Source organism: Kushneria konosiri, from assembly GCF_002155145.1.
Lineage (GTDB): Bacteria > Pseudomonadota > Gammaproteobacteria > Pseudomonadales > Halomonadaceae > Kushneria > Kushneria konosiri.
In genome coordinates this window covers 1,289,483-1,307,814 of the sequence record NZ_CP021323.1, presented here as the reverse complement: position 1 = coordinate 1,307,814, position 18,332 = coordinate 1,289,483, and the positions used below count along the sequence as shown (strand labels likewise).

General features: G+C 60.4%; 16 protein-coding genes and 1 pseudogene. 8 read left to right on the top strand and 9 right to left on the bottom strand.

The genetic code is table 11. The features are described from left to right. Positions 1-66: 66 nt before the first annotated feature. Positions 67-945 carry a methylenetetrahydrofolate reductase C-terminal domain-containing protein gene (locus B9G99_RS17170; RefSeq protein ID WP_211329617.1) on the top strand — a complete coding sequence of 293 codons (879 nt, stop codon included), beginning with the start codon at positions 67-69 and terminating at the stop codon, positions 943-945. Between the two features lie 187 nt (positions 946-1,132). Here the strand turns inward: B9G99_RS17170 and B9G99_RS06100 are convergent, their stop codons facing one another. The 3 genes and pseudogenes from B9G99_RS06100 to B9G99_RS06090 all read right to left on the bottom strand — a co-directional run bounded on the left by B9G99_RS06100 (position 1,133) and on the right by B9G99_RS06090 (position 2,932). Continuing rightward, positions 1,133-1,756, bottom strand: a complete 624-nt coding sequence (locus B9G99_RS06100) for a glutathione S-transferase family protein (RefSeq protein ID WP_086621237.1) — start codon at positions 1,754-1,756, stop codon at positions 1,133-1,135. A 220-nt stretch (positions 1,757-1,976) separates the two neighbouring features. After that, positions 1,977-2,387: a hydroxyisourate hydrolase gene (gene uraH / locus B9G99_RS06095; RefSeq protein WP_086621235.1), complete on the bottom strand. Its 411-nt coding sequence runs from the start codon at positions 2,385-2,387 to the stop codon at positions 1,977-1,979. Positions 2,388-2,399: 12 nt separating this feature from the next. Beyond that, positions 2,400-2,932 (bottom strand): annotated as a pseudogene (locus B9G99_RS06090) (GlcG/HbpS family heme-binding protein). Between the two features lie 114 nt (positions 2,933-3,046). Between B9G99_RS06090 and B9G99_RS06085 the strand changes: the two are divergent. Then, positions 3,047-3,718: a heavy metal response regulator transcription factor gene (locus B9G99_RS06085; RefSeq protein WP_086621233.1), complete on the top strand. Its 672-nt coding sequence runs from the start codon at positions 3,047-3,049 to the stop codon at positions 3,716-3,718. After that, positions 3,715-5,088: a heavy metal sensor histidine kinase gene (locus B9G99_RS06080; protein ID WP_086621231.1), complete on the top strand. Its 1,374-nt coding sequence runs from the start codon at positions 3,715-3,717 to the stop codon at positions 5,086-5,088. Before B9G99_RS06085 ends, B9G99_RS06080 begins: the two co-directional genes overlap by 4 nt. A gap of 348 nt (positions 5,089-5,436) precedes the next feature. On the opposite strand, the gene B9G99_RS06075 is transcribed toward B9G99_RS06080, so the two are convergent. After that, complete coding sequence (locus tag B9G99_RS06075) at positions 5,437-6,351, bottom strand: MBL fold metallo-hydrolase (protein ID WP_086621228.1); 915 nt, start codon at positions 6,349-6,351, stop codon at positions 5,437-5,439. 112 nt (positions 6,352-6,463) lie between these two features. On the opposite strand from B9G99_RS06075, the gene acuR reads away from it, so the two are divergent. Continuing rightward, positions 6,464-7,099, top strand: coding sequence for an acrylate utilization transcriptional regulator AcuR (gene acuR / locus B9G99_RS06070; protein WP_086621226.1), 636 nt, complete (start codon positions 6,464-6,466; stop codon positions 7,097-7,099). Positions 7,100-7,162: 63 nt separating this feature from the next. Beyond that, a complete protein-coding gene (gene acuI / locus B9G99_RS06065; RefSeq protein WP_086621224.1) occupies positions 7,163-8,146 on the top strand; it encodes an acrylyl-CoA reductase (NADPH) in 984 nt (327 codons plus the stop codon). A 29-nt stretch (positions 8,147-8,175) separates the two neighbouring features. On the opposite strand, the gene B9G99_RS06060 is transcribed toward acuI, so the two are convergent. Next, positions 8,176-9,360 carry an MFS transporter gene (locus tag B9G99_RS06060; protein ID WP_086621222.1) on the bottom strand — a complete coding sequence of 395 codons (1,185 nt, stop codon included), beginning with the start codon at positions 9,358-9,360 and terminating at the stop codon, positions 8,176-8,178. A 211-nt stretch (positions 9,361-9,571) separates the two neighbouring features. Here B9G99_RS06060 and B9G99_RS06055 point away from each other — a divergent pair, with 211 nt between their 5' ends. Both B9G99_RS06055 and B9G99_RS06050 read left to right on the top strand, forming a co-directional pair. After that, positions 9,572-10,279, top strand: coding sequence for a CPBP family intramembrane glutamic endopeptidase (locus B9G99_RS06055; RefSeq protein ID WP_086621220.1), 708 nt, complete (start codon positions 9,572-9,574; stop codon positions 10,277-10,279). Positions 10,280-10,409: 130 nt separating this feature from the next. Further along, entirely contained in the window at positions 10,410-12,932 is a 2,523-nt protein-coding gene (locus B9G99_RS06050; protein WP_086621219.1) for a membrane-bound PQQ-dependent dehydrogenase, glucose/quinate/shikimate family, read from the top strand. Between the two features lie 122 nt (positions 12,933-13,054). On the opposite strand, the gene dcm is transcribed toward B9G99_RS06050, so the two are convergent. The 3 genes from dcm to B9G99_RS06035 all read right to left on the bottom strand — a co-directional run bounded on the left by dcm (position 13,055) and on the right by B9G99_RS06035 (position 16,599). Then, positions 13,055-14,479 carry a DNA (cytosine-5-)-methyltransferase gene (dcm, locus tag B9G99_RS06045; RefSeq protein ID WP_086621217.1) on the bottom strand — a complete coding sequence of 475 codons (1,425 nt, stop codon included), beginning with the start codon at positions 14,477-14,479 and terminating at the stop codon, positions 13,055-13,057. Between the two features lie 61 nt (positions 14,480-14,540). After that, complete coding sequence (locus tag B9G99_RS06040) at positions 14,541-15,623, bottom strand: hypothetical protein (RefSeq protein WP_086621215.1); 1,083 nt, start codon at positions 15,621-15,623, stop codon at positions 14,541-14,543. A gap of 82 nt (positions 15,624-15,705) precedes the next feature. Further along, positions 15,706-16,599, bottom strand: a complete 894-nt coding sequence (locus B9G99_RS06035; RefSeq protein WP_086621213.1) for a LysR family transcriptional regulator — start codon at positions 16,597-16,599, stop codon at positions 15,706-15,708. A 111-nt stretch (positions 16,600-16,710) separates the two neighbouring features. Here B9G99_RS06035 and B9G99_RS06030 point away from each other — a divergent pair, with 111 nt between their 5' ends. Then, positions 16,711-17,688 (top strand): TDT family transporter, encoded by a 978-nt coding sequence (locus tag B9G99_RS06030; RefSeq protein ID WP_227875959.1) that lies wholly within the window; start codon positions 16,711-16,713, stop codon positions 17,686-17,688. A 135-nt stretch (positions 17,689-17,823) separates the two neighbouring features. Here the strand turns inward: B9G99_RS06030 and B9G99_RS06025 are convergent, their stop codons facing one another. Further along, positions 17,824-18,288: a MarR family winged helix-turn-helix transcriptional regulator gene (locus B9G99_RS06025; protein WP_086621210.1), complete on the bottom strand. Its 465-nt coding sequence runs from the start codon at positions 18,286-18,288 to the stop codon at positions 17,824-17,826. Between the last annotated feature and the right edge of the window lie 44 nt (positions 18,289-18,332).

Below are 18,332 nucleotides of genomic sequence, written 5' to 3'. Positions count from 1 at the left end.
AAGCATTTGGAGGCCTACCGGTGGATGCAGCAGCAAGCGACGCCGGTTCCGCTGCTGGCATGCGTCATGGCACTAACGCATAAAAACGCCGCTTTTTTGGCGCAGGTTCCCGGCGTGACTATTTCGCCTTCAATGCGCGACCTGCTGGCCGCAGAAGAAGCCATCTCCCGTACATATGCTCGGGAGCGCAGCATTGTTCGCCTTGGATTGCAGATCGTTGGTCTGCGTCTGATGGGATATGCCGTCATTCATCTGTCGGGCGTCCATACCGTGGCAAAGCTGCACGCCCTGGAACAGGTCATTGCTGCTCAACGAACAGAGATACAGACGCTGGATCAATGGGCCGCCGCATGGGAGGCCAGTTGGCAGATGAACGGCCTGCCGATCGTGACCTTGCACCCGCAACATGCCGATTGGCACCTGGGCCAATCAAAGGTCCGCGCAACTCAAAAGGAACAGCGGCACTATTACTTGCTGTCGGCTCTCCATTCCCTGCTTTTTAGTCGTAACAACCCCGTGAGTCGGGGATTTGGCTGGATACTCAAGCGTCGCCTGTGGCACACATCGTATGGCAAGCGCTGGCTTCATCAATTGGAACGCGGCCTGAAAAGACCGGTAGTGGGATGTGATACCTGCGGCACCTGCCGTCTTGAAGAGACCCTGTATATTTGCCCGGAAACCTGCCCCAAGGGACTTGCGAACGGCCCCTGCGGCGGCACCCGGCTCAACCGTTGTGAGTTCAACGATCGTGAATACATACACAGCGTCAAGTACAGAACAGCCAGAAGCACGGGACAGACACACGTACTTACCGACCGATTGATCCCATGCGTAGATGCCGATTCCCGACATCAAAGCTTCTGGCCTCGCTGGTTTACGTCACCTTTGGAAGATGAGCGCCACAACAGGAACAGATCAGAAGATGCATTGAAAGATATTGAATAGCACGGACACCGTCAGACCTGTAATGACTTCTGATGGCCGGTTCTACCCGTCATGCTTGCGAAGCGTGCCGCTCGTTGTCGTGGTCTGGAATGTTTGGCACTACCATGGTCATACCATCAACGCTTGTTTAACCATCAGAAGATCCAGGTCAATCCGACTTGATTTTCCATTCCATATAAACACAGCGCTATACGCTTTCCATCATCGAGCTGTAGGCCGCTCGCGACTGAATTCGACGATGCCAAGACACAATGCTCGGATAATCGGATTCGTTGGGCAGCGCCCGGGCAAGCTCGGCACTGGCCAGATGCGTCCCCAGCACGAGATCGGCATAGCTGAATTCGCCGTCCACTAACCATGCGCCGCCCACTGTCAGCAGACGCTCGAGACGACCCCAGACCGGGGGAAGTTTGCGTTGAAGTGCCACCTCAACGACCGACTCGTCCGTCGGTTGACCGAGACGCACGGGCTTGACCACGCGCTCGATGAACACATCAGTCAGCGCCGGGGCCAGATCGTCATCGGCAAAACGTTCCCAGCCAACAATTTGAGCCTGACGCCGAGGATCCTGCCCACCCATGAGATCACTATCGGCCTGCATGATCAGATAGCGGCTAATGCCCGAGGAGTCTACGAGTTCGATCGATCCGTCACTAAAGGCCGGGATGCGCCCTGTGACACTAATGCGGCGAAAATCCGGATCATCACTATGGGGCGGCACCTCGATCGTATCGAGGGTGATATCGAGTTCGTGGGCTACCAGCAACACCTTGCGGACAAAGGGGGATAATGGGACGCCGTACAGTGTCATGATTTCTCCAGAAAAAGTGCGCACGAGGATTGATGGTATACTGCTGGTAACCACAGGCCATGGCCATGCCCGAGCACTCAACGCCCCATCAGCTATCAGCTATCAGCTATCAGCTATCAGCTTTGAATTGTTATTGATATCTCATTGACAGGAACAGACCCTGGCAGCGTTCTGGCTGCCAGGGTCTGTTCTTGCCGTCGAAACAATTGATAGCAGGGTATCAGCTGCCACGATAGGTCGAGTAAGCGTACGGGCTCAACAGCAGCGGAATGTGATAGTGCTGATCGACATTATCGACCTGAAACGGGACAGTAATTTCAGGAAAGAATGTGGAGATATCCTGCTTTTTGTACCAGTCGCCGGTTCCAAAAACCGCCCGATACACGCCTGACTCAAGAGTTTCGCCCTCGGGGAACAGTGCCGAAATGCGTCCGTCTTCACTGGTGGTATCGGTGGCGACGGTTTCCCAGCCATTGTCAGTCTGATGTTCCAGCTTGACCTCGACACCCGAAGAGGGCTTGCCCGTCTGAGTATTGAGCACGTGCACGCTGATCGGGTTGGTGGCCGCCATGGCCAGCGTCGAGGCACCGCTTAACAGCACGGCAACGCTTAAAGTCGTCAGTGTCTTCATGTCGTTCTCCTGTTATTGATCCTGCGGTAATACCTTGTGGATACCCTTGAGGGCACAGCCCTCGTCGGTCGCTGAACCCCCGGCCCCGGCAACGCCTACGGCACCGATGACTTCACCATTGCTCCTGAGAGGAACGCCTCCCCCAACAGCAGCAGGTCGCTGACGGTGGCCAAATTCTGCGACTCGGGATTGTTGCGTGCCGACTCTGCCAGCTGGCGTGTCGGTGTCTTCGTGGACAACGCGGTAAAGGCCTTGCGCTGGGCGGCCTGCGTATTATGCGGACCGATATTGTCATCGCGCTGCAGGGCCACAAGATTACCGCCGCGATCTACCACGGCGGCCACCGCCGTATGCTGATCGGCATGACAGGCTTGAAGTGTGGCGTCCAGAACCTGATTGGCCAGCGCCAGAGATACATCAGAATGTATTTTTACGTCGGGCGACTGTGCCAGCGCCGCACTTGTACAAAGTGCACCCAGCAGCAGTGACCATCGAGTCTTGTGAATCAATTCTCTATTCTCCTGCAGCGTTGTTGTCGTTGACACGAGCAATATCGTCCACGCGAGCGGCCATTACCATTACAGCAGGATTACAGATTTGTAATGGTGTCCATCAGGAAAAACACTGAAGATGAATCGCGATAACCACAGGGGAAGACGGTGCGTATTCTAGTCGTGGAAGATGAAGTCAAGACCGCCGATTATTTACACAAGGGCCTGAGCGAGTCCGGTTACAGCGTGGATGTCGCGCATGACGGGCTTGCAGGGCAGCAGCGAATCAGCGATGAACATTTCGATCTGATCATTCTTGACGTCATGCTGCCCGACATGAACGGATGGCAGCTGCTTCAGTTCATCCGCAGCCGCTGGCAGACACCGGTGCTTTTTCTGACCGCTCGTGACGCTGTGGAATATCGCGTTAAGGGGCTCGAGCTCGGCGCTGATGACTACCTGGTAAAACCCTTTTCCTACGTGGAGCTTCTGGCTCGGGTTCGAACCCTGTTGCGACGCGGCCCGCCGCGTGAGACGCAGCTGTTCAGCGTTGGCGATCTGTCCCTGGATCTCGTTCAGCACCGAGCGATGCGCCAAGGTCAGCGTATTCATCTCACCAACAAGGAATTCGCGCTGCTGCATCTGTTGATCAGCCGCGAAAATGAGGTGCTTTCACGCACCTTTATCGCGTCACAGATCTGGAACATGAACTTTGAAAGCGACACCAATGTGGTCGATGTGGCCATTCGCCGGCTGCGTGCCAAGGTGGACGATCCCTGGTCTCATCGCCTGATTCATACGGTGCGTGGCATGGGTTACATGCTGGGACTTGTACCATGAGTCGAATCACGGGCTCATTGACGCTCCGACTGGCATTTTTATTTGCATTAGTCGTTGGGCTGCTACTGAGCACCATCGGTCTTTATCTTTATCATTCCCTGTATAGCGAAATTACCTGGCGTGACGATCAGATGCTGCGGGGCCGCCTGGAGCGCATGATCGTGCTGCTGGACAATAGCGCCAGCGTCGAGGCACTGCGTCACCGCCCTCGACTGTATGCCAACATGCTTGATAATCGCGAAAGCGTGCTCTGGGTGCTGACGGATGACGACCGTCCTATCATAGAAGTCAATCCCATGCATCAGCCGGTGCCTGAACTGAAAGGCAGTGATGAGGTGCAGCTGCGTACCGTTTTGAATGGCGCACCGGCAAGACTTGCCTGGATTGATGCCCGTCTTGATGGCCAACAGGTCACGCTGATTGCCGGCAAGCGTCTGACCGAGCGTAACCGCATGCTGGCGAGTTATCGCAGCAAGCTCTGGCTTTCGCTGGCGGGTGGTTCTCTGGCGGCCTTTTTGCTCGGCTGGATCGTCACAAGACGCGGACTGGCTCCGGTCAGGCGGTTAACGGCTCGAGCAGCCACTATCGATACGCAGCATCTCTATTATCGTTTGCCCGAGCACTCGGAAGTCAGCGAGCTGCGTGACTTGAGCCTTGCCCTGAACGGTATGCTGACTCGCCTTGAAGCCGGTTTTCTGCAGCTTTCACGCTTTTCCGAAGATCTCGCCCATGAGATGCGAACGCCCTTGACCAATTTGATGGGACAGACACAGCAGAGGCTGCGTCATGACCGGACCGGCGATGAATACAAAGAGATACTGATTTCTAATCAGGAGGAGTTTGAAAGACTCGCGCGCATGATCGACAGCATGCTCTTTCTGGCGCGTAACGAGCAGCCCGATGCAAGCCTCGATCGACAGCCGATCGAGCTTCACGACATGGTCGATCAGCTCTGCGAGTATTTCGAAGGCATGGCCGAAGAGCGGGGTATGACACTGATCAATCGAACTCATGGCCGTCTTGATGCCGACCCGGATCTGCTACGACGTGCGCTGGCCAACCTGATCGCCAATGCTCTGCGTTACGGTCAGACGCAAACGCCCATCGTCATTGATCAGCAGCAGATTGATCACCTGCACCATATCAGTGTCCTCAATCAGGGAGAGCCGATTCCCGAGGCGCATCTGTCGCTGCTATTCGAGCGTTTCTACCGTGTGGATGCGTCGCGCCATACGCCCGGCGATTCCGGCGGACTGGGACTGGCGATCGTACGCTCCATCGCTCAACTTCATGGCGGTCTGGCGACGGTCAGCAATGAACATTCGGGGGTACGCTTTACGTTATGCCTTCCGGTATCGGCTCGGTCCTGAATCAGACAGGTCAATATGGCGGCACGCTTACCATGGTTACACTGATCATCAATGCCTAGCTGGGCATGCGCATCAAGCGCAGCATTTTATTTTCTGGTCAGCTTTGCCGTGCTGTTATGCAACTTTGCCCGTATCAATCAAAGGCTGCCTATACACTTTGTTAAAGGCTACAGTTCACAGATACTGATGGGCAGGAAAAGATACATTAGCTATCTCAGCTCATTACCGAATGGGTAGCAATTTGGGTAGTAAAAAATAAAAGCCATTCTAAAAATACATCAAGCCATTGATAATAAAAGATTTTTAAATCAAATCAACATTAAGATTCAGAATATCGAGTAGGACCGGCTACGCCCACGCGGCTCCATCAAGGGCATCCAGCGGTATCTTCAGATAGCGCCGGCCGTTGCTTTCGGGTTCCGGCAGGCGCCCGCCAAGAATGTTGACCTGCAGCGCGTGCAGGATCAGCTTTGGCATCGGCAGTTCGCGGTCACGCTTCTGGCGCAGCGCGACGAATTCGGCTTCGCTGCTCTCGGTCAATCGATGCTTGTTGGTGTCGCGCTGCTCGCGCACCGTGCTTTCCCACTGCGGTTCGCGATCGTCCGGCATGTAGTCATGGCCGGTGAAGAGCCGCGTGTCCTCCGGCAGGGCCAGAATGGCCTGAATCGAGTGCCACAACTGATGGGCACTGCCGCCGGGAAAGTCGGCCCTGGCGGTGCCGAAGTCCGGCTGAAAGAGCGTGTCGTGGACGAAGGCGGCATCACCGATCACATAGGTGATCGAGGCCAGCGTATGCCCTGGCGAGTGCATCACGCGGGCTTCGAGCCTGCCCACCCTGAACGTCTCCCCGTCGTCGAACAGACGATCCCACTGGCTGCCGTCATCCTTTAGTTCCGGCCAGTGGTAGATCTCCTTCCACAGCGCCTGAACCTGCGTCACCGGCCGGCCAATGGCAGTCGGCGCGCCGGTTTTTTCATGCAGATAGCGCGCCGCGGAGAAATGATCGGCATGCGGATGCGTGTCCAGAATCCAGTCGACCTCGAGCCTTTCCCGCTCGATATATTCAAGCAGCGCATCGGCCTGCAGTGTGGCGGTCGCCCCGGCCTTCTCATCAAAATCAAGCACCGGATCAATGATCACGCAGCGGCGTGTGGCGGGGTCTGATACCACGTACTGAATGCTGAAGGTGCGCGGATCGAAAAAGCCGGCAACATCGGGCCGGGCACGGTCCTGATCTCCCGGGGAGAGGGCAAAGGTCTTCATGGCGGCTCCAGTCAAAGAGGCGTCTTCAGTCTAGCGTGATTTCAGCCAGGATCGATGGGTGCCGTGACCATGAGGTGTTGATGATTGGAGACGGTCGGTCTAAATTAATTCCATGCAGACACCCACACCTTCGGGCAAGCGCCGCGGCCGCCCACCCAAAGTGCCCCGCCATCATCCCGACACCCGGGAGGCCCTGATTCACTGTGGCGTTGAAGTGCTCACCGAGCAGGGGTTCGTCTCGACCGGCATTGACGGCGTGTTGAAACGGGTCGGCGTGCCCAAGGGCTCGTTTTATCACTACTTCGACAGCAAGGAGGCCTTCGGGCACGCCGTGCTGGCCTGCTATGCCGACTATTTTGCCTGCAGGCTCGACCGCTGCCTGCTCGATGCCGGTCTATCGCCGCTGGAGAGGCTTCGACATTTCACGCAAAACGCTCAGGAAGGCATGGCACGTCACGACTACCGCAGAGGCTGTCTGGTGGGCAATCTGGGGCAGGAAGTCACGCTTCTCCCCGAAGGCTTTGACCAGCGGCTGGAAGCCATCCTGCAGGACTGGCAACGCCGGGTTGCCAACTGCCTGCGACTGGCTCAAACGCAGGGCGAACTGGCCGATGACGCCGACTGTGACGCACTGGCCGCCTTTTTCTGGATCGGCTGGGAGGGGGCCGTACAGCGTGCACGGCTGGTCCGCGGACCGGCGCCTCTGGTGCTTTTTCGTCAGGAATTCTTCGCACGATTGCCACGCTGATCTCGATCCGACAAGCGCGCAATGCCCGCTTCGACTTACCGTCCATCCTTCAGGGAGGCTCACATGTTCAACGCCATTTTAGTGGAGCAGACCGACCAGCAAGGTCGCGCGATCGTCACACAGCTGGAGACGGCATCGCTCCCGCCGGGCAACGTCCTGGTTCGCGTCGAATGGAGCACGCTCAATTACAAGGACGCGCTGGCGATCACCGGCAAGGGCGCGGTTGTGCGCCGCTTCCCCATGGTGCCGGGCATCGATCTTGCCGGTGTCGTCGAGCACAGCGAGCATCCCGAATGGACAGCGGGCGATCACGTGCTGCTCAACGGCTGGGGCATCGGCGAGGAGCACTGGGGCGGCCTTGCGCAGTACGCGCGCGTCAACGGCGACTGGCTTACCCGGCTACCGCTCTCGCTGAACAGCCACCAGGCGATGGCCATCGGCACTGCCGGCTATACCGCCATGCTGAGCGTGCTGGCGCTGGAGCGTCACGGCCTGACACCGGATCGTGGTGAGGTTCTGGTGACCGGCGGCAACGGGGGCGTCGGCAGCTACGCCATTGCCCTGCTGGCGGCACGCGGCTACCGGGTGATCGCCTCGACCGGCCGCCCTCGGGAGTCGGCCTTTCTCGAGCGGCTGGGCGCGGCCGACATCCTTGATCGCAGTGAGCTCTCACAGCCGGGGAAACCGCTTGCCAGAGCCAGATGGGCAGCTGCCATCGACTCGGTGGGCAGCCATACCCTGGCCAACGCCTGCGCCATGACCCGCCCCGATGGTCTGGTCGCCGCCTGCGGCCTGGCCCAGGGCATGGAGTTTCCGGCGACCGTGGCCCCCTTCATTCTGCGCGGCATCAGCCTGCTCGGCATCAACAGCGTGACGCGCCCCGCCGAGGAACGCCAGCACGCCTGGGCGCGACTGGCCGAAGACATCGATCCCGTCCTGCTCGGCGAGATTTCGCGGGACATCCGCCTGGGCGACACGCTGGACGCCTCCGAGCAGCTTCTGGCAGGCAACATACGTGGCCGGCTGGTGGTGGACGTCAACGGCTGATCCCAACAGGCATCACAAGGCGCTATCGTTCAGGTGTACCTGGCCCGGAACAGCAGACCGGTCATCAGCGATAGCGCCGCGGTTGCTGTAAACACCATCATCAGACTGGAAAGACCGGCCAGATAACCCGCCAGGGCAGGGCCTGCGACATTGCCCAGGGCATAGACGCACAGCACCGCGGTAAAGCTGACGCTCGAGATGTCGGGATAAAGCCGCTGACTGATAAATGAAAAGAGCGCGCTCAGGCTCATAAGGCAAAGACCCTGAAGGGCGGCCGAGACCACCACGCCGGCCCAGATGTCTGCCCCGAGACCGATCAACAACAGGGAGGCTGCAGAACACACAAAGATGCCCTGCACCAGACGACGCAGGCCGATACGCCGCTCAACATCTGCCGTCCATAAACCGGCTACCCCGCCAGCTCCGAAGGCCATGAACAGTACTGCGCCTGCGCCATCGATCTGCAGACCTGCAAGCCCACCCATGGCGTCGATTTGATTGACGGCAAACGACAGATAGATGCCATTGGTGATACCAAACGACACGGCGATCCAGTAAATGGGTCGGATGCCCCTGTGCATCAGTCGCCTGAATTTTTTTCGATCAAATGACGACGCCGTTGTTTCCGGCAGCTGACGCAGCACCACCAGATGATACAGCGCACACACAAGGGCCAGCCCGGCAAACCCGAACCAGATGGTGCGCCAGTCCCAGCCCAGCAGAGCGACGGCCAGTGCCATGACCCCCGCCCCGGCCATGCCAAAGGTCGTGCCCGTACTGACCACGGACAGCACGCGACCATGCCACTCACTGATGATGGCGCGCCCCACGGCGTCGTTGAAGGGGGACCAGCACAGACCGGCGCTGGTGGCCGAAAGGATGATACCGATGGCAAAGATCAGCGTACCTTGCGTACCGGCCACCATTGCCAGACCGACCGTGGCGGCCAGCAGACCGGCCACCACCGGCACACGCCCGCCATAACGCATGACCAGATACGCAGACACCAGCAGCGCCAGTAAAAAGGCCACGAAGGCACTGCTGGCGATCAGGCCGGCATGAGCCGTGCTCAACGAGAACACATCACGAAACTGGGGCAGAAACAGCCCATACCCCATTCGGGCCGGCCCGAAGGCGATGGCGGTACACAGGGCACCGCCCGCCGCAATGGACACCGCCTTGACGGTCTCTGCTCGATTCTTTTGCTGTTGCATGCTTGAGTGACTCGCTATCAACACATGACTTTGTCGGCGGCGCTTGAAACGCCGCCTCGAACGCCGCGGCCGTCGAGAACGCCAGCGGGCAGGTGAACGCCTGATCCTCAAAGGGTGACAGGTCGGGTGTCTCAATGCATGAGATTGTCAGACATGGCTGAATATTCCCTGACCGCTTTTTTGAATCCCTTCCATCGCCGGAGCCAGAGTCATGACCATCACCCGCCCTGTGTATCAACGCCCGCTGTTTCAGGTTCTATTCGGTCTCTTGATGTTTGCCGTCTATCTGGGCAGCCAGTTTCTGAGCGTGTGGGTACTGCAGCATGTCCTGAGAGACGCCTCGTTTGCAGCGCTGATGCGCAGCTATGGCTTTGCGGTGCTTCTGGCACCATCACTGGCGCTGATGCTGGCAGGCTTCTGGGTGTGGCGGCGCTGGTGTTCCCCGATACCCACCCTCATCGGACGCTTCACCCCGGGGGACGTTGCCCGGGGCGTCGGCCTGATACTGCTGATTCAGGGGCTGGCGGCTGCAATCAGTCTCTGGCTGGACATGGCGCCCGAGGCGTTCATGAGCGCCCTGTATGACGGCAAGAGCCTGCTGCAGAGTCTGGTCATGGCGCTTTGTGTACTGATCTGGGCACCGGTCATCGAGGAGCTGGCCTTTCGACACTTTCTGATCGCAAGAATCGATGACCAGCCGAAGGGCTGGCGCGCCACACTTTTGATCCTGTTCAGCGCACTGTGTTTTGCCGGGCTGCACATGTTCCAGTATCACCACCTGCTGACCTTTGCAGCGCTGCTGGGCTGGGGGCTGGTGCTGGGCTACTACCGCTGGCGCACCCGAGGGCTTTTGCTGCCGATGCTGCTGCATGCGCTGGTCTCGAGCATCGGCCTGATGGGAGCGCTGTTTCAAGGCTGAGTCGTGCTTTCCTGCCCGCCCCACACCTTTTATCCAATTTATTTTTATTAGCGAGGCGCGCAGGCTGTCATGGCAGAAGGACAATCACACCACACGCATTGAAGCGGCCACCAGGGCAAGGGAGAGCGACATGGGCACATCATCAGGCAAGGCGCGGCGATGGAACCTCGCGCTCATGGGGGTCGGCGCACTGGTGGCGCTGGTCGGACTGGCACTGATCGTCGGCGGCGCCTGGCTGGCGATCGTTGGCGGCTCCTGGTATTACCTGCTGGCCGGCATCGGCATGCTGCTCGCCGGCGGGCTTTTGATCAGACGACACCGTACCGGCGTTGTGCTCTACGCTCTGGTCTTTATCGGCTCACTGCTGTGGGCGGCCTGGGAGTCGGGGCTTGATTACTGGCGCTGGATTCCGCGCATGGATGTGGTACTGATCCTTGCCATTCTGGTGGCGCTGGTGGCCTGGCGCACCGTGGATGGCCCGTCCCGGCGCACCTCCCTGTTTTCCGCAGGCGGGCTGACGCTGGTGCTGGCCGGTGCCGGAGCGCTGGCCTTTTTGCCGCACAATGTCTCGCACCCCAATGAGGTGCCCGGGCCGCAATCGGCGTCGCTTGCCACGAATACCGGCAGCGCTCAGCCAGCCGATCAGCCCGCACGCGGCGACTGGGCGGCCTACGGCGGCGACAACGCCGCCACCCGTTACACCGCGCTCAATCAGATCACCCCCGATAACGTGGGCAAGCTGGAAAAGGCCTGGACCTATCGCACCGGAGACCTGCTCGACCATCGCTGGGGCGCCGAGACCACACCGCTGAAGGTCGGCAACAGCGTTTACCTGTGCACCTCGCGCAACATCCTGATTTCGCTGGACGCCGCAACCGGCGAGGAGCGCTGGCGCCATGATCCGCAGGTCTCGGAAGACGCCATCCCCTATACCGCGGCCTGTCGCGGGGTCACGTACTATCAGGTGCCGGAAAACGCCCCGACACAGGATGACAGCACAGACACAAACCGCACGACGACACTGAGCGATGACAGCGCCGCACCCTCTGATGACGGTGCCGAAAGCGTCGTGGCCGCCTCGTCAAGTGACAGCGCACAGCAGTGCCGGACGCGCATTTTCTCGGGCACGCTGGATGGTCGCATCATTGCCGTGGATGCCGAGACCGGCAAGCCCTGTACCGACTTTGGCGATAACGGCCAGGTCGATATCAAGCAGAACATGGGCGAGACGCCGCCGGGCTATGTCTCGATCAACTCGGCCCCGGTGATTGTCGATAACGTGCTGGTCACCGGCCATCAGGTGCTCGACGGTCAGCGTCGCTATCCGCCCTCCGGCGTGATCAAGGGCTATAACGCCGTGACCGGCGAACTCGAATGGGCCTGGGATGCCGGCCGGCCGGACCGCAGCGAGCCGCTCAGCGGTGACGAGACCTACGTGCGCGGCTCGCCCAACATGTGGACCACCGCCGTGGGCGACAACAATCTGGGGCTGGTCTATCTGCCGATGGCCAACTCCGCCGCGGACTATTGGAGCAGCTCGCGCACGCCGGCCGAAAACGAATGGGCCAGCTCGCTGGTGGCGCTGGATGTCACCACCGGGCTGCCCAAATGGAAGTTTCAGACCGCACACAAGGACGTCTGGGACTACGACCCCGGCTCCCAGCCGACGCTGATCGACTTTCCCACCGATAACGGCCGCGTGCCGGCAGTGGTCATGCCAACCAAGCAGGGCGGCATCTATGTCTTTGATCGTCGCAGCGGCGAACTGCTCGGCGGCGGCGCCGAGGAGCGCCCGGTCCCGCAGGGTGGGGTGGAACCCGAGCAGCGCTCGAAAACCCAGCCCTGGTCGCTCTACCACACCCTCGAGCAGCCCGAGCTGACCGAGCGCGACATGTGGGGCATGTCACCCTTTGATCAGATGTTCTGTCGCATCCAGTTCCAGAACGCCAGCTATGAAGGCATGTACACGCCGCCGACCGCCGATCAGCACTGGGTCGAGTACACCGGCTACAACGGCGGTTCGGACTGGGGCAGCATCGCGATCGACCCGGAACGCGGTGTGCTGATTGCCAACTACAACGACATGCCCAACCACAACATTCTCGTGCCGCGCGAGAAGGCCAACGAGTACGGCTGGAAACCGCGCGAAGAGATGGCCAGTGACGACGGCGGCGCCGAAGGGGCAGGAGATCCGCAGGCCAACACGCCCTATGCCGTCAACGTCAACGCCGGCTGGCGCGTGCCCTACACCGGCCTGCTCTGCAAGGAGCCGCCCTACGGCCATATTCGCGCCGTTGATGTCGCCTCCGGCAACACGCTGTGGAACCGCCCGCTGGGCACCGCCCGTGCCAACGGCCCCTGGGGCATTCGCTCAGGCCTGCCAATCAACATCGGCACGCCCAACAATGGCGGCTCGGCCGTCACCGCAGGCGGTTTGATCTTCATTGCCGCCGCCACCGACGACCTGATTCGGGCCATCGACATCGAAAGCGGTGAAACGCTGTGGAGCGCGCCACTACCGGCCGGCGGTCAGGCCAATCCGCTGGTGTATGAAGCCAACGGGCGCGAGTACCTGATGATCGTCGCCACCGGCCACCACTTCATGGAAACGCCGTCGGGGGATTACGTGCTGACCTATGCGCTGCCGGAGTAAGTGAGGCCAGAGCAAGCAACCAAAGAGATAAAGCGTCTTTCAAGGCAATACCAAAGGCGAACCGAAGACTTCGGTTCGCCTTTTTATATGCCTTTTGTGCCTCTAAAACCTTTTTTCTGACATCAACGGGTGACGCTTTTCCCCTTCGCCTTCATCACCCTCGGCTTCATCATCTCCGCGACGGCCTTAAACACCGGTACCACCACCGAGTTGCCGAACTGGCGATAGGCCTGGGTGTCCGACACCGGTATCACGAAGCGCCGCTCACCCGGGGCATCAAAGCCCATCAGGCGCGCGCACTCATGCGGCGTGAGGCGACGGGGGCGATTGGTCAGGTTCTCCGGGGCGTCAAAGGCCAGCGCGTCATTAAAGCCGCGATCGACGAGAATCTCCGAGCCGTCCTTGTGATAGCGCGCCGAGAGCGTGCGGGCGGTGTCCTCGGCCCGGGTCAGGCCAAAGCCGAAGCCGTTGCCTTTTTCCTTGTGCTTGCGGGCGTACTGGTAGAGGTAGTTCCAGAGCTTGGGTGTGAGCACGTACTTCGCATCGACCTCGCTATCCAGCAGCTCACCGAAGGTGGGCTTTTGGGCGGGGAAGTGCGCGTCTATATCGCGCAGGGTGAAGCCCTCATGCACGTTGAGGTCACGGCGAAAGCCGACCAGCACGATGCGCTCGCGGTGCTGGGGCACGAAGTGGCGGGCGTCGATCACCTTGGGGTCGCGGCCCTTCGGGGCGTCTGCGTCGGCGACGTCATAGCCCAGCTCATCGAGCGCTTCGCAGATGATGCGAAAGGTCTTGCCCTGGTCGTGGCTTTTGAGATTCTTGACGTTTTCCAGCACGAACGCGGGCGGGCGGCGGGCGGCGATGATGCGCGCGACGTCAAAAAAGAGCGTGCCCTGGGCGTCGCACTCGAAGCCGTGCTTGCGCCCCAGAGCGTTTTTCTTGGAAACCCCGGCCAGCGAGAAGGGCTGGCACGGAAAACCTGCCAGCAGCACGTCGTGTTCGGGAATCTGCTTACGGATGTGGGCGTAGGCGGTCTCTTCATCGACGTCGTCGCGCGCGGAGAGGGTCACATCGCGGATGTCTTCGTTGAAGCGGTGGGTCTGCGGGTCGCAGTAGTGGTTCGCCTTGTAGGTGCGCACGGCGTATTTGTTCCATTCGGAAGTGAACACACACTCACCGCCCACGGCCTCAAAACCCTGACGAATGCCGCCAATGCCGGCAAACAGATCGATAAAGGTGAAATCCGCCTGATGCTGATGCGACGGCGGTGCGGGCAGCAGGGTGATCAGCACCCGACGCTCGGCGTCACTGAGAGGGGATGGCTCGAGCGCCTTGAGATGCCGCACCAGCGCCTCGCGCGACCAGTGAGCGCTCACCTCGGAGAGCTTTTCGGCCACCGCGCCACGATCAAAGATTTCCAGTACCCGAGCCAGCAGCGCCGCATCATCCAGCACGTCATAAGGGCAGGCCCCCACGGGGGCACGTTCGGTCTCGAGCTCCGGGGGCAGCAGGTCCGGTGAATACGGTTCTGATGAAGACAGGGTCATGGGCGCTCGCGGGTCAGTCTGATCAGGCAGGGCGGCAGGCCATTGTAGGGGGAAGCGATGGCTAGCCTCCAGGGCCTCGGCGGTGTTTTCTCAGGCATTCATCGGTAAGGCGCGGCAGGGGTTGTCGCAGAGCGCCGGCCAACAGGTTGCGGGCCAGGGTTTCAGCCGAGTCAGCCAGCGTGCCGATCAAAACGAACTGCGCCGCGGCAATGCCCTTGTGCGCCTGGGCCCTTCGACCGTAGAGGGACTCGGTGATACCGCTTTCCCCATCCACGGCCCGACTCAGGGCCTTGAGTGCGTCCAGATCCAGATAGTGACCGATCACCAGTACCTGATCCTGATGGGCGTGGTCCTGGGTGAGATAGCCCGGCCCCGTCGCCCTGTCCCACCAGGGCTTGACCAGAATGACATGGAAGGTATCGATGTCGCTCTCGGCCAGGGCCTGCATGGTCATCACCTGCCCCTTGTTGATGCCAAAGCACAGCCCGCCCCGGCCCTGATACGGGTACTTGTGCTTGATCTCGAGCTGTATCTGCTGCCCGTTGGGCAGTTGCAGGATCGTGTCGATGTCCCACAGCCAGTCAAAAAAGGGCGCCAGCACACAGTTCTTGTAGAGCCGGTGAAGCACGATGTCATGAAACATGTCGATGCCGACCCGGCACTCGGTCATGCGCCAGAAGGCGCGGGTGGTGCGAAGGGCTTCGCACACGTCCGGGTCGGGATGGCGAAAGTCGAGCGAGCCTTTCTGACATAGCCGCATCAGAAACGCCTGTAATGGAGAGCCGTCATGCCCCGGGTAGCGCTCGATCAGGAAATCCCGACGGCCACGATCATAGTGGCAGCGCACCACGGCGCGCGGATGACGAACCGACAGGGCATCGAACAGCGCATCGGTATCATCCATCGGGCGATGCGCCCAGAGCCACCAGGCGGTCTGTCTGCCGCGCCGACCGGCGCGCACCAGCGAAAGCGGCAAAATGACCGCTCCGTGAGCCTCGAGTCGCGAAAGGATGCCCTCGATGAGGGCCTCCACCACCAGCCCTTCCAGCAGTCGGTGCTTGTCCATCGACAGCAGCGTCATCTGCGTGTTCGGGCAATCAATATCCAGCGTGTCCAGCCGCCCCAGCGGCGTCATCAATGCCATCCCTGCTCGCCTTATACGTTACATCTAATGTATTGACGGCAGGCTTCGGCTCATCTGTAGTGCGAAGGCCGGACCTGGTTGGTCAGAATGGCGCCTCATGCGGATGCGCCAGACAGAACGCGACAAAGCACTCGATCAGCGGGCTGCGATATTTGTCGCGGTGCAACACCAGACTGAACTCGCGGGTCATCTCGAGATTGACCGGAATCTCGACCAGCCGACCATCGCTCAGGGCGTGCTGCACTTCCAGCGCCGAGACGCAGGTCAGCCCCAGTCCGACCGCGGCGGCATTGATGATCGCCTCGGCGGAGTTGATCTCCATGCCCAGGCGCCACTGAGGCAACCCGGGGGCGATAAAGCGCATGAACTGCTCGCGCGTGCCGGACCCCGGCTCACGCAGCAGCCAGTCGTGATCGGCCAGTTCGGCAAGCTCGACCCTCTGACGCCGGGCCAGCGGATGTCCGGGGGCGGCCACCACCCGCATGTGGTCGTGACACCACGGCAGAACATCGAAACGATCATCAACGATGCGCCCCTCGATCATGCCGACATCCAGCTCGAAGGCTTCCAGTGCCTGACAGATGGCCGTACTGTTGGCGATCGTGACGCGCTGATCCCGGTGGCCGGTGTCGGTGCGAAACGCCTGCAGCAGCGCCGGCAGAAGCTGATGGCCGATCGTGTAGCTGGCACCGACGCGCAGCTGCCCGCCGGGAACATCGTCTTCAAACAGCCGATCGATGGCGTCGCTTCGCATCAGGAGCTCGTCCGCCAGCGGCAGCAGTCGACGCCCCTGATCGTTGAGATGAAGGCGGTTGCGATGACGGTCAAACAGGGTCTTTCCACACTGTTTCTCCAGCTCCGAGAGTGCCACGCTGACCGCCGGCTTGGTCAGATGAAGCGATGCTGCCGCCGCCGTCAACGTTCGCTCCCGCACCACAGCGATAAACACCTGCAGTTGTCGCAGTGTGACGGCCATGAAGGCTCCTCTGGTTGTTAAATTTTACTCAACGATAGGTGATAAAAGTTAAAATATAACGATAGTTTCGACCGGCATAAAATGCCCTCACTGCTGTTGAGGAGCCTTGTCATGTCGTTATCCGTTCGAGATTTGCAGGCCATTCCGACGCCCCTTGCCGGTCTGGCGCTGGGTATTGCCAGCCTGGGCTGGAGCTGGGAGAGCTTCGCCCCGCTGGGCGGCTGGGCACAGCTGACGGGCGCCGTCATCGCCGCCGCGCTGCTGCTGGCACTCGCGGGTCGATTCATGGTTTATCCGCAGTCGCTGTGGGCGGATCTGGCCCACCCGGTGGTGGGCAGTGTCGTGCCCACCTTTGCCATGGCACTGATGGTGATCTCGAAAAGCGTGGGCACGTGGCTGCTGCCGGCGGCGGGGGCGACGCTCTGGCTGATGGCGGTGATGCTGCACCTGATCTTTCTTGTGGCCTTTATCACACATCGCCTGCGCGCCTTTGAACTGCATCACATGGTGCCGGCATGGTTTGTGCCACCGGTCGGTATCATCGTGGCCGACGTGGCCTTCCCGGACATTGCCGAACTTCAGCCGCTGGCCATGGGGCTGCTCTATTCGGGCATGCTGCTGTATGCCGTGCTGCTGCCGGTCATGATGTACCGACTGCTGTTTATCGAGGAGATCCCCGATCCGGCCAAACCGACCATCGCCATCATGGCCGCCCCCGCCAGCCTGTCGCTGGCCGGCTATCTCACCGTGTCAGCCGCTCCCTCACCGCTGATTGTCGCACTGCTGGCAGGCATTGCGGTGTTGATGACGCTGGTCATCTATCTGGCCTTCATCAAACTGCTGCGCCTTCCCTATAGCCCGGGCTACGCCGCCTTTACCTTCCCCATGGTCATCGGCGCCACGGCCATGACCAAAACCGCCGACTGGATGACCGGGCACGGGTTCAGCGTTCACGAGATCGAGCTTGTGCGCGGGCTGGCGACGCTGGAACTCGGGGTGGCGACCGTCATCGTGGGTTACGTCAGCCTGCGCTATCTGGGCGCCTGTCGCCCCGTCAGAGGACGGCGCAATGCCATGGCCGCCATTTGAGACCCGGTCGTGCATCGCAACGCCCGGGCTGTCATCGCCGCCGGCAGGTTCTCGTCATGCTTCAAAGCAGCCAGGGCACCGTCATGGCTGACAGTATCGCGTCGCCTCAACCCCGCTGCGGCCTATCGAATGGCGCTATTCACCAGAGGAGGTTTCAAGCCGTGCGCGTAGTGCCGACAAAACACGCTGTGCGGCCTGGACATCCTCAGGAGGCAGCTCCTCCGCCAATGCCTCTACAAGCGGATTATAAAGGCTGATCGCGGCACCATAGGTCTGCTGCCCCCTGGACGTCAGGACCACAAGCTGTGCCCGTCTGTGATGCGGGTTCGGCTCGAACGACACCAATCCATCCTTGTGCAGATCGTTGACGATGCGCTGCACATTCTGGCGGTTCGCGCCCAGATCACGCGCCAGCCATGCGACCGGCTGAGGCCGCTCGGCCTGAACGATGGCACCCAGAATCTGCCAGCGCGCGCTGGTGAGCCCGAGTGGCGACACGATGCGATCCCCCCATGCGAGCGTCGTGTTGTTGGTCCGAAACATGGTGAGGATCAAATCGGTCAACGTTTCGGCTTTCGACGGTTCCATCGAATCTGTCATATGACACCCTGTATTTATATTGACATCATGATGTCAAATATGGT

What these genes read in the sequence shown, in the direction of transcription:
- B9G99_RS06025 (WP_086621210.1), bottom strand. Translation starts at nt 18,288, where the DNA reads ATGACAGATTCGATGGAACCGTCGAAAGCCGAAACGTTGACCGATTTG.
- uraH (WP_086621235.1), bottom strand. Translation starts at nt 2,387, where the DNA reads ATGAAGACACTGACGACTTTAAGCGTTGCCGTGCTGTTAAGCGGTGCC.
- B9G99_RS06055 (WP_086621220.1), top strand. Translation starts at nt 9,572, where the DNA reads ATGACCATCACCCGCCCTGTGTATCAACGCCCGCTGTTTCAGGTTCTA.
- B9G99_RS06050 (WP_086621219.1), top strand. Translation starts at nt 10,410, where the DNA reads ATGGGCACATCATCAGGCAAGGCGCGGCGATGGAACCTCGCGCTCATG.
- acuR (WP_086621226.1), top strand. Translation starts at nt 6,464, where the DNA reads ATGCAGACACCCACACCTTCGGGCAAGCGCCGCGGCCGCCCACCCAAA.
- acuI (WP_086621224.1), top strand. Translation starts at nt 7,163, where the DNA reads ATGTTCAACGCCATTTTAGTGGAGCAGACCGACCAGCAAGGTCGCGCG.
- B9G99_RS17170 (WP_211329617.1), top strand. Translation starts at nt 67, where the DNA reads ATGGCACTAACGCATAAAAACGCCGCTTTTTTGGCGCAGGTTCCCGGC.
- B9G99_RS06060 (WP_086621222.1), bottom strand. Translation starts at nt 9,360, where the DNA reads ATGCAACAGCAAAAGAATCGAGCAGAGACCGTCAAGGCGGTGTCCATT.
- dcm (WP_086621217.1), bottom strand. Translation starts at nt 14,479, where the DNA reads ATGACCCTGTCTTCATCAGAACCGTATTCACCGGACCTGCTGCCCCCG.
- B9G99_RS06075 (WP_086621228.1), bottom strand. Translation starts at nt 6,351, where the DNA reads ATGAAGACCTTTGCCCTCTCCCCGGGAGATCAGGACCGTGCCCGGCCC.
- B9G99_RS06040 (WP_086621215.1), bottom strand. Translation starts at nt 15,623, where the DNA reads ATGGCATTGATGACGCCGCTGGGGCGGCTGGACACGCTGGATATTGAT.
- B9G99_RS06035 (WP_086621213.1), bottom strand. Translation starts at nt 16,599, where the DNA reads ATGGCCGTCACACTGCGACAACTGCAGGTGTTTATCGCTGTGGTGCGG.
- B9G99_RS06080 (WP_086621231.1), top strand. Translation starts at nt 3,715, where the DNA reads ATGAGTCGAATCACGGGCTCATTGACGCTCCGACTGGCATTTTTATTT.
- B9G99_RS06100 (WP_086621237.1), bottom strand. Translation starts at nt 1,756, where the DNA reads ATGACACTGTACGGCGTCCCATTATCCCCCTTTGTCCGCAAGGTGTTG.
- B9G99_RS06030 (WP_227875959.1), top strand. Translation starts at nt 16,711, where the DNA reads ATGTCGTTATCCGTTCGAGATTTGCAGGCCATTCCGACGCCCCTTGCC.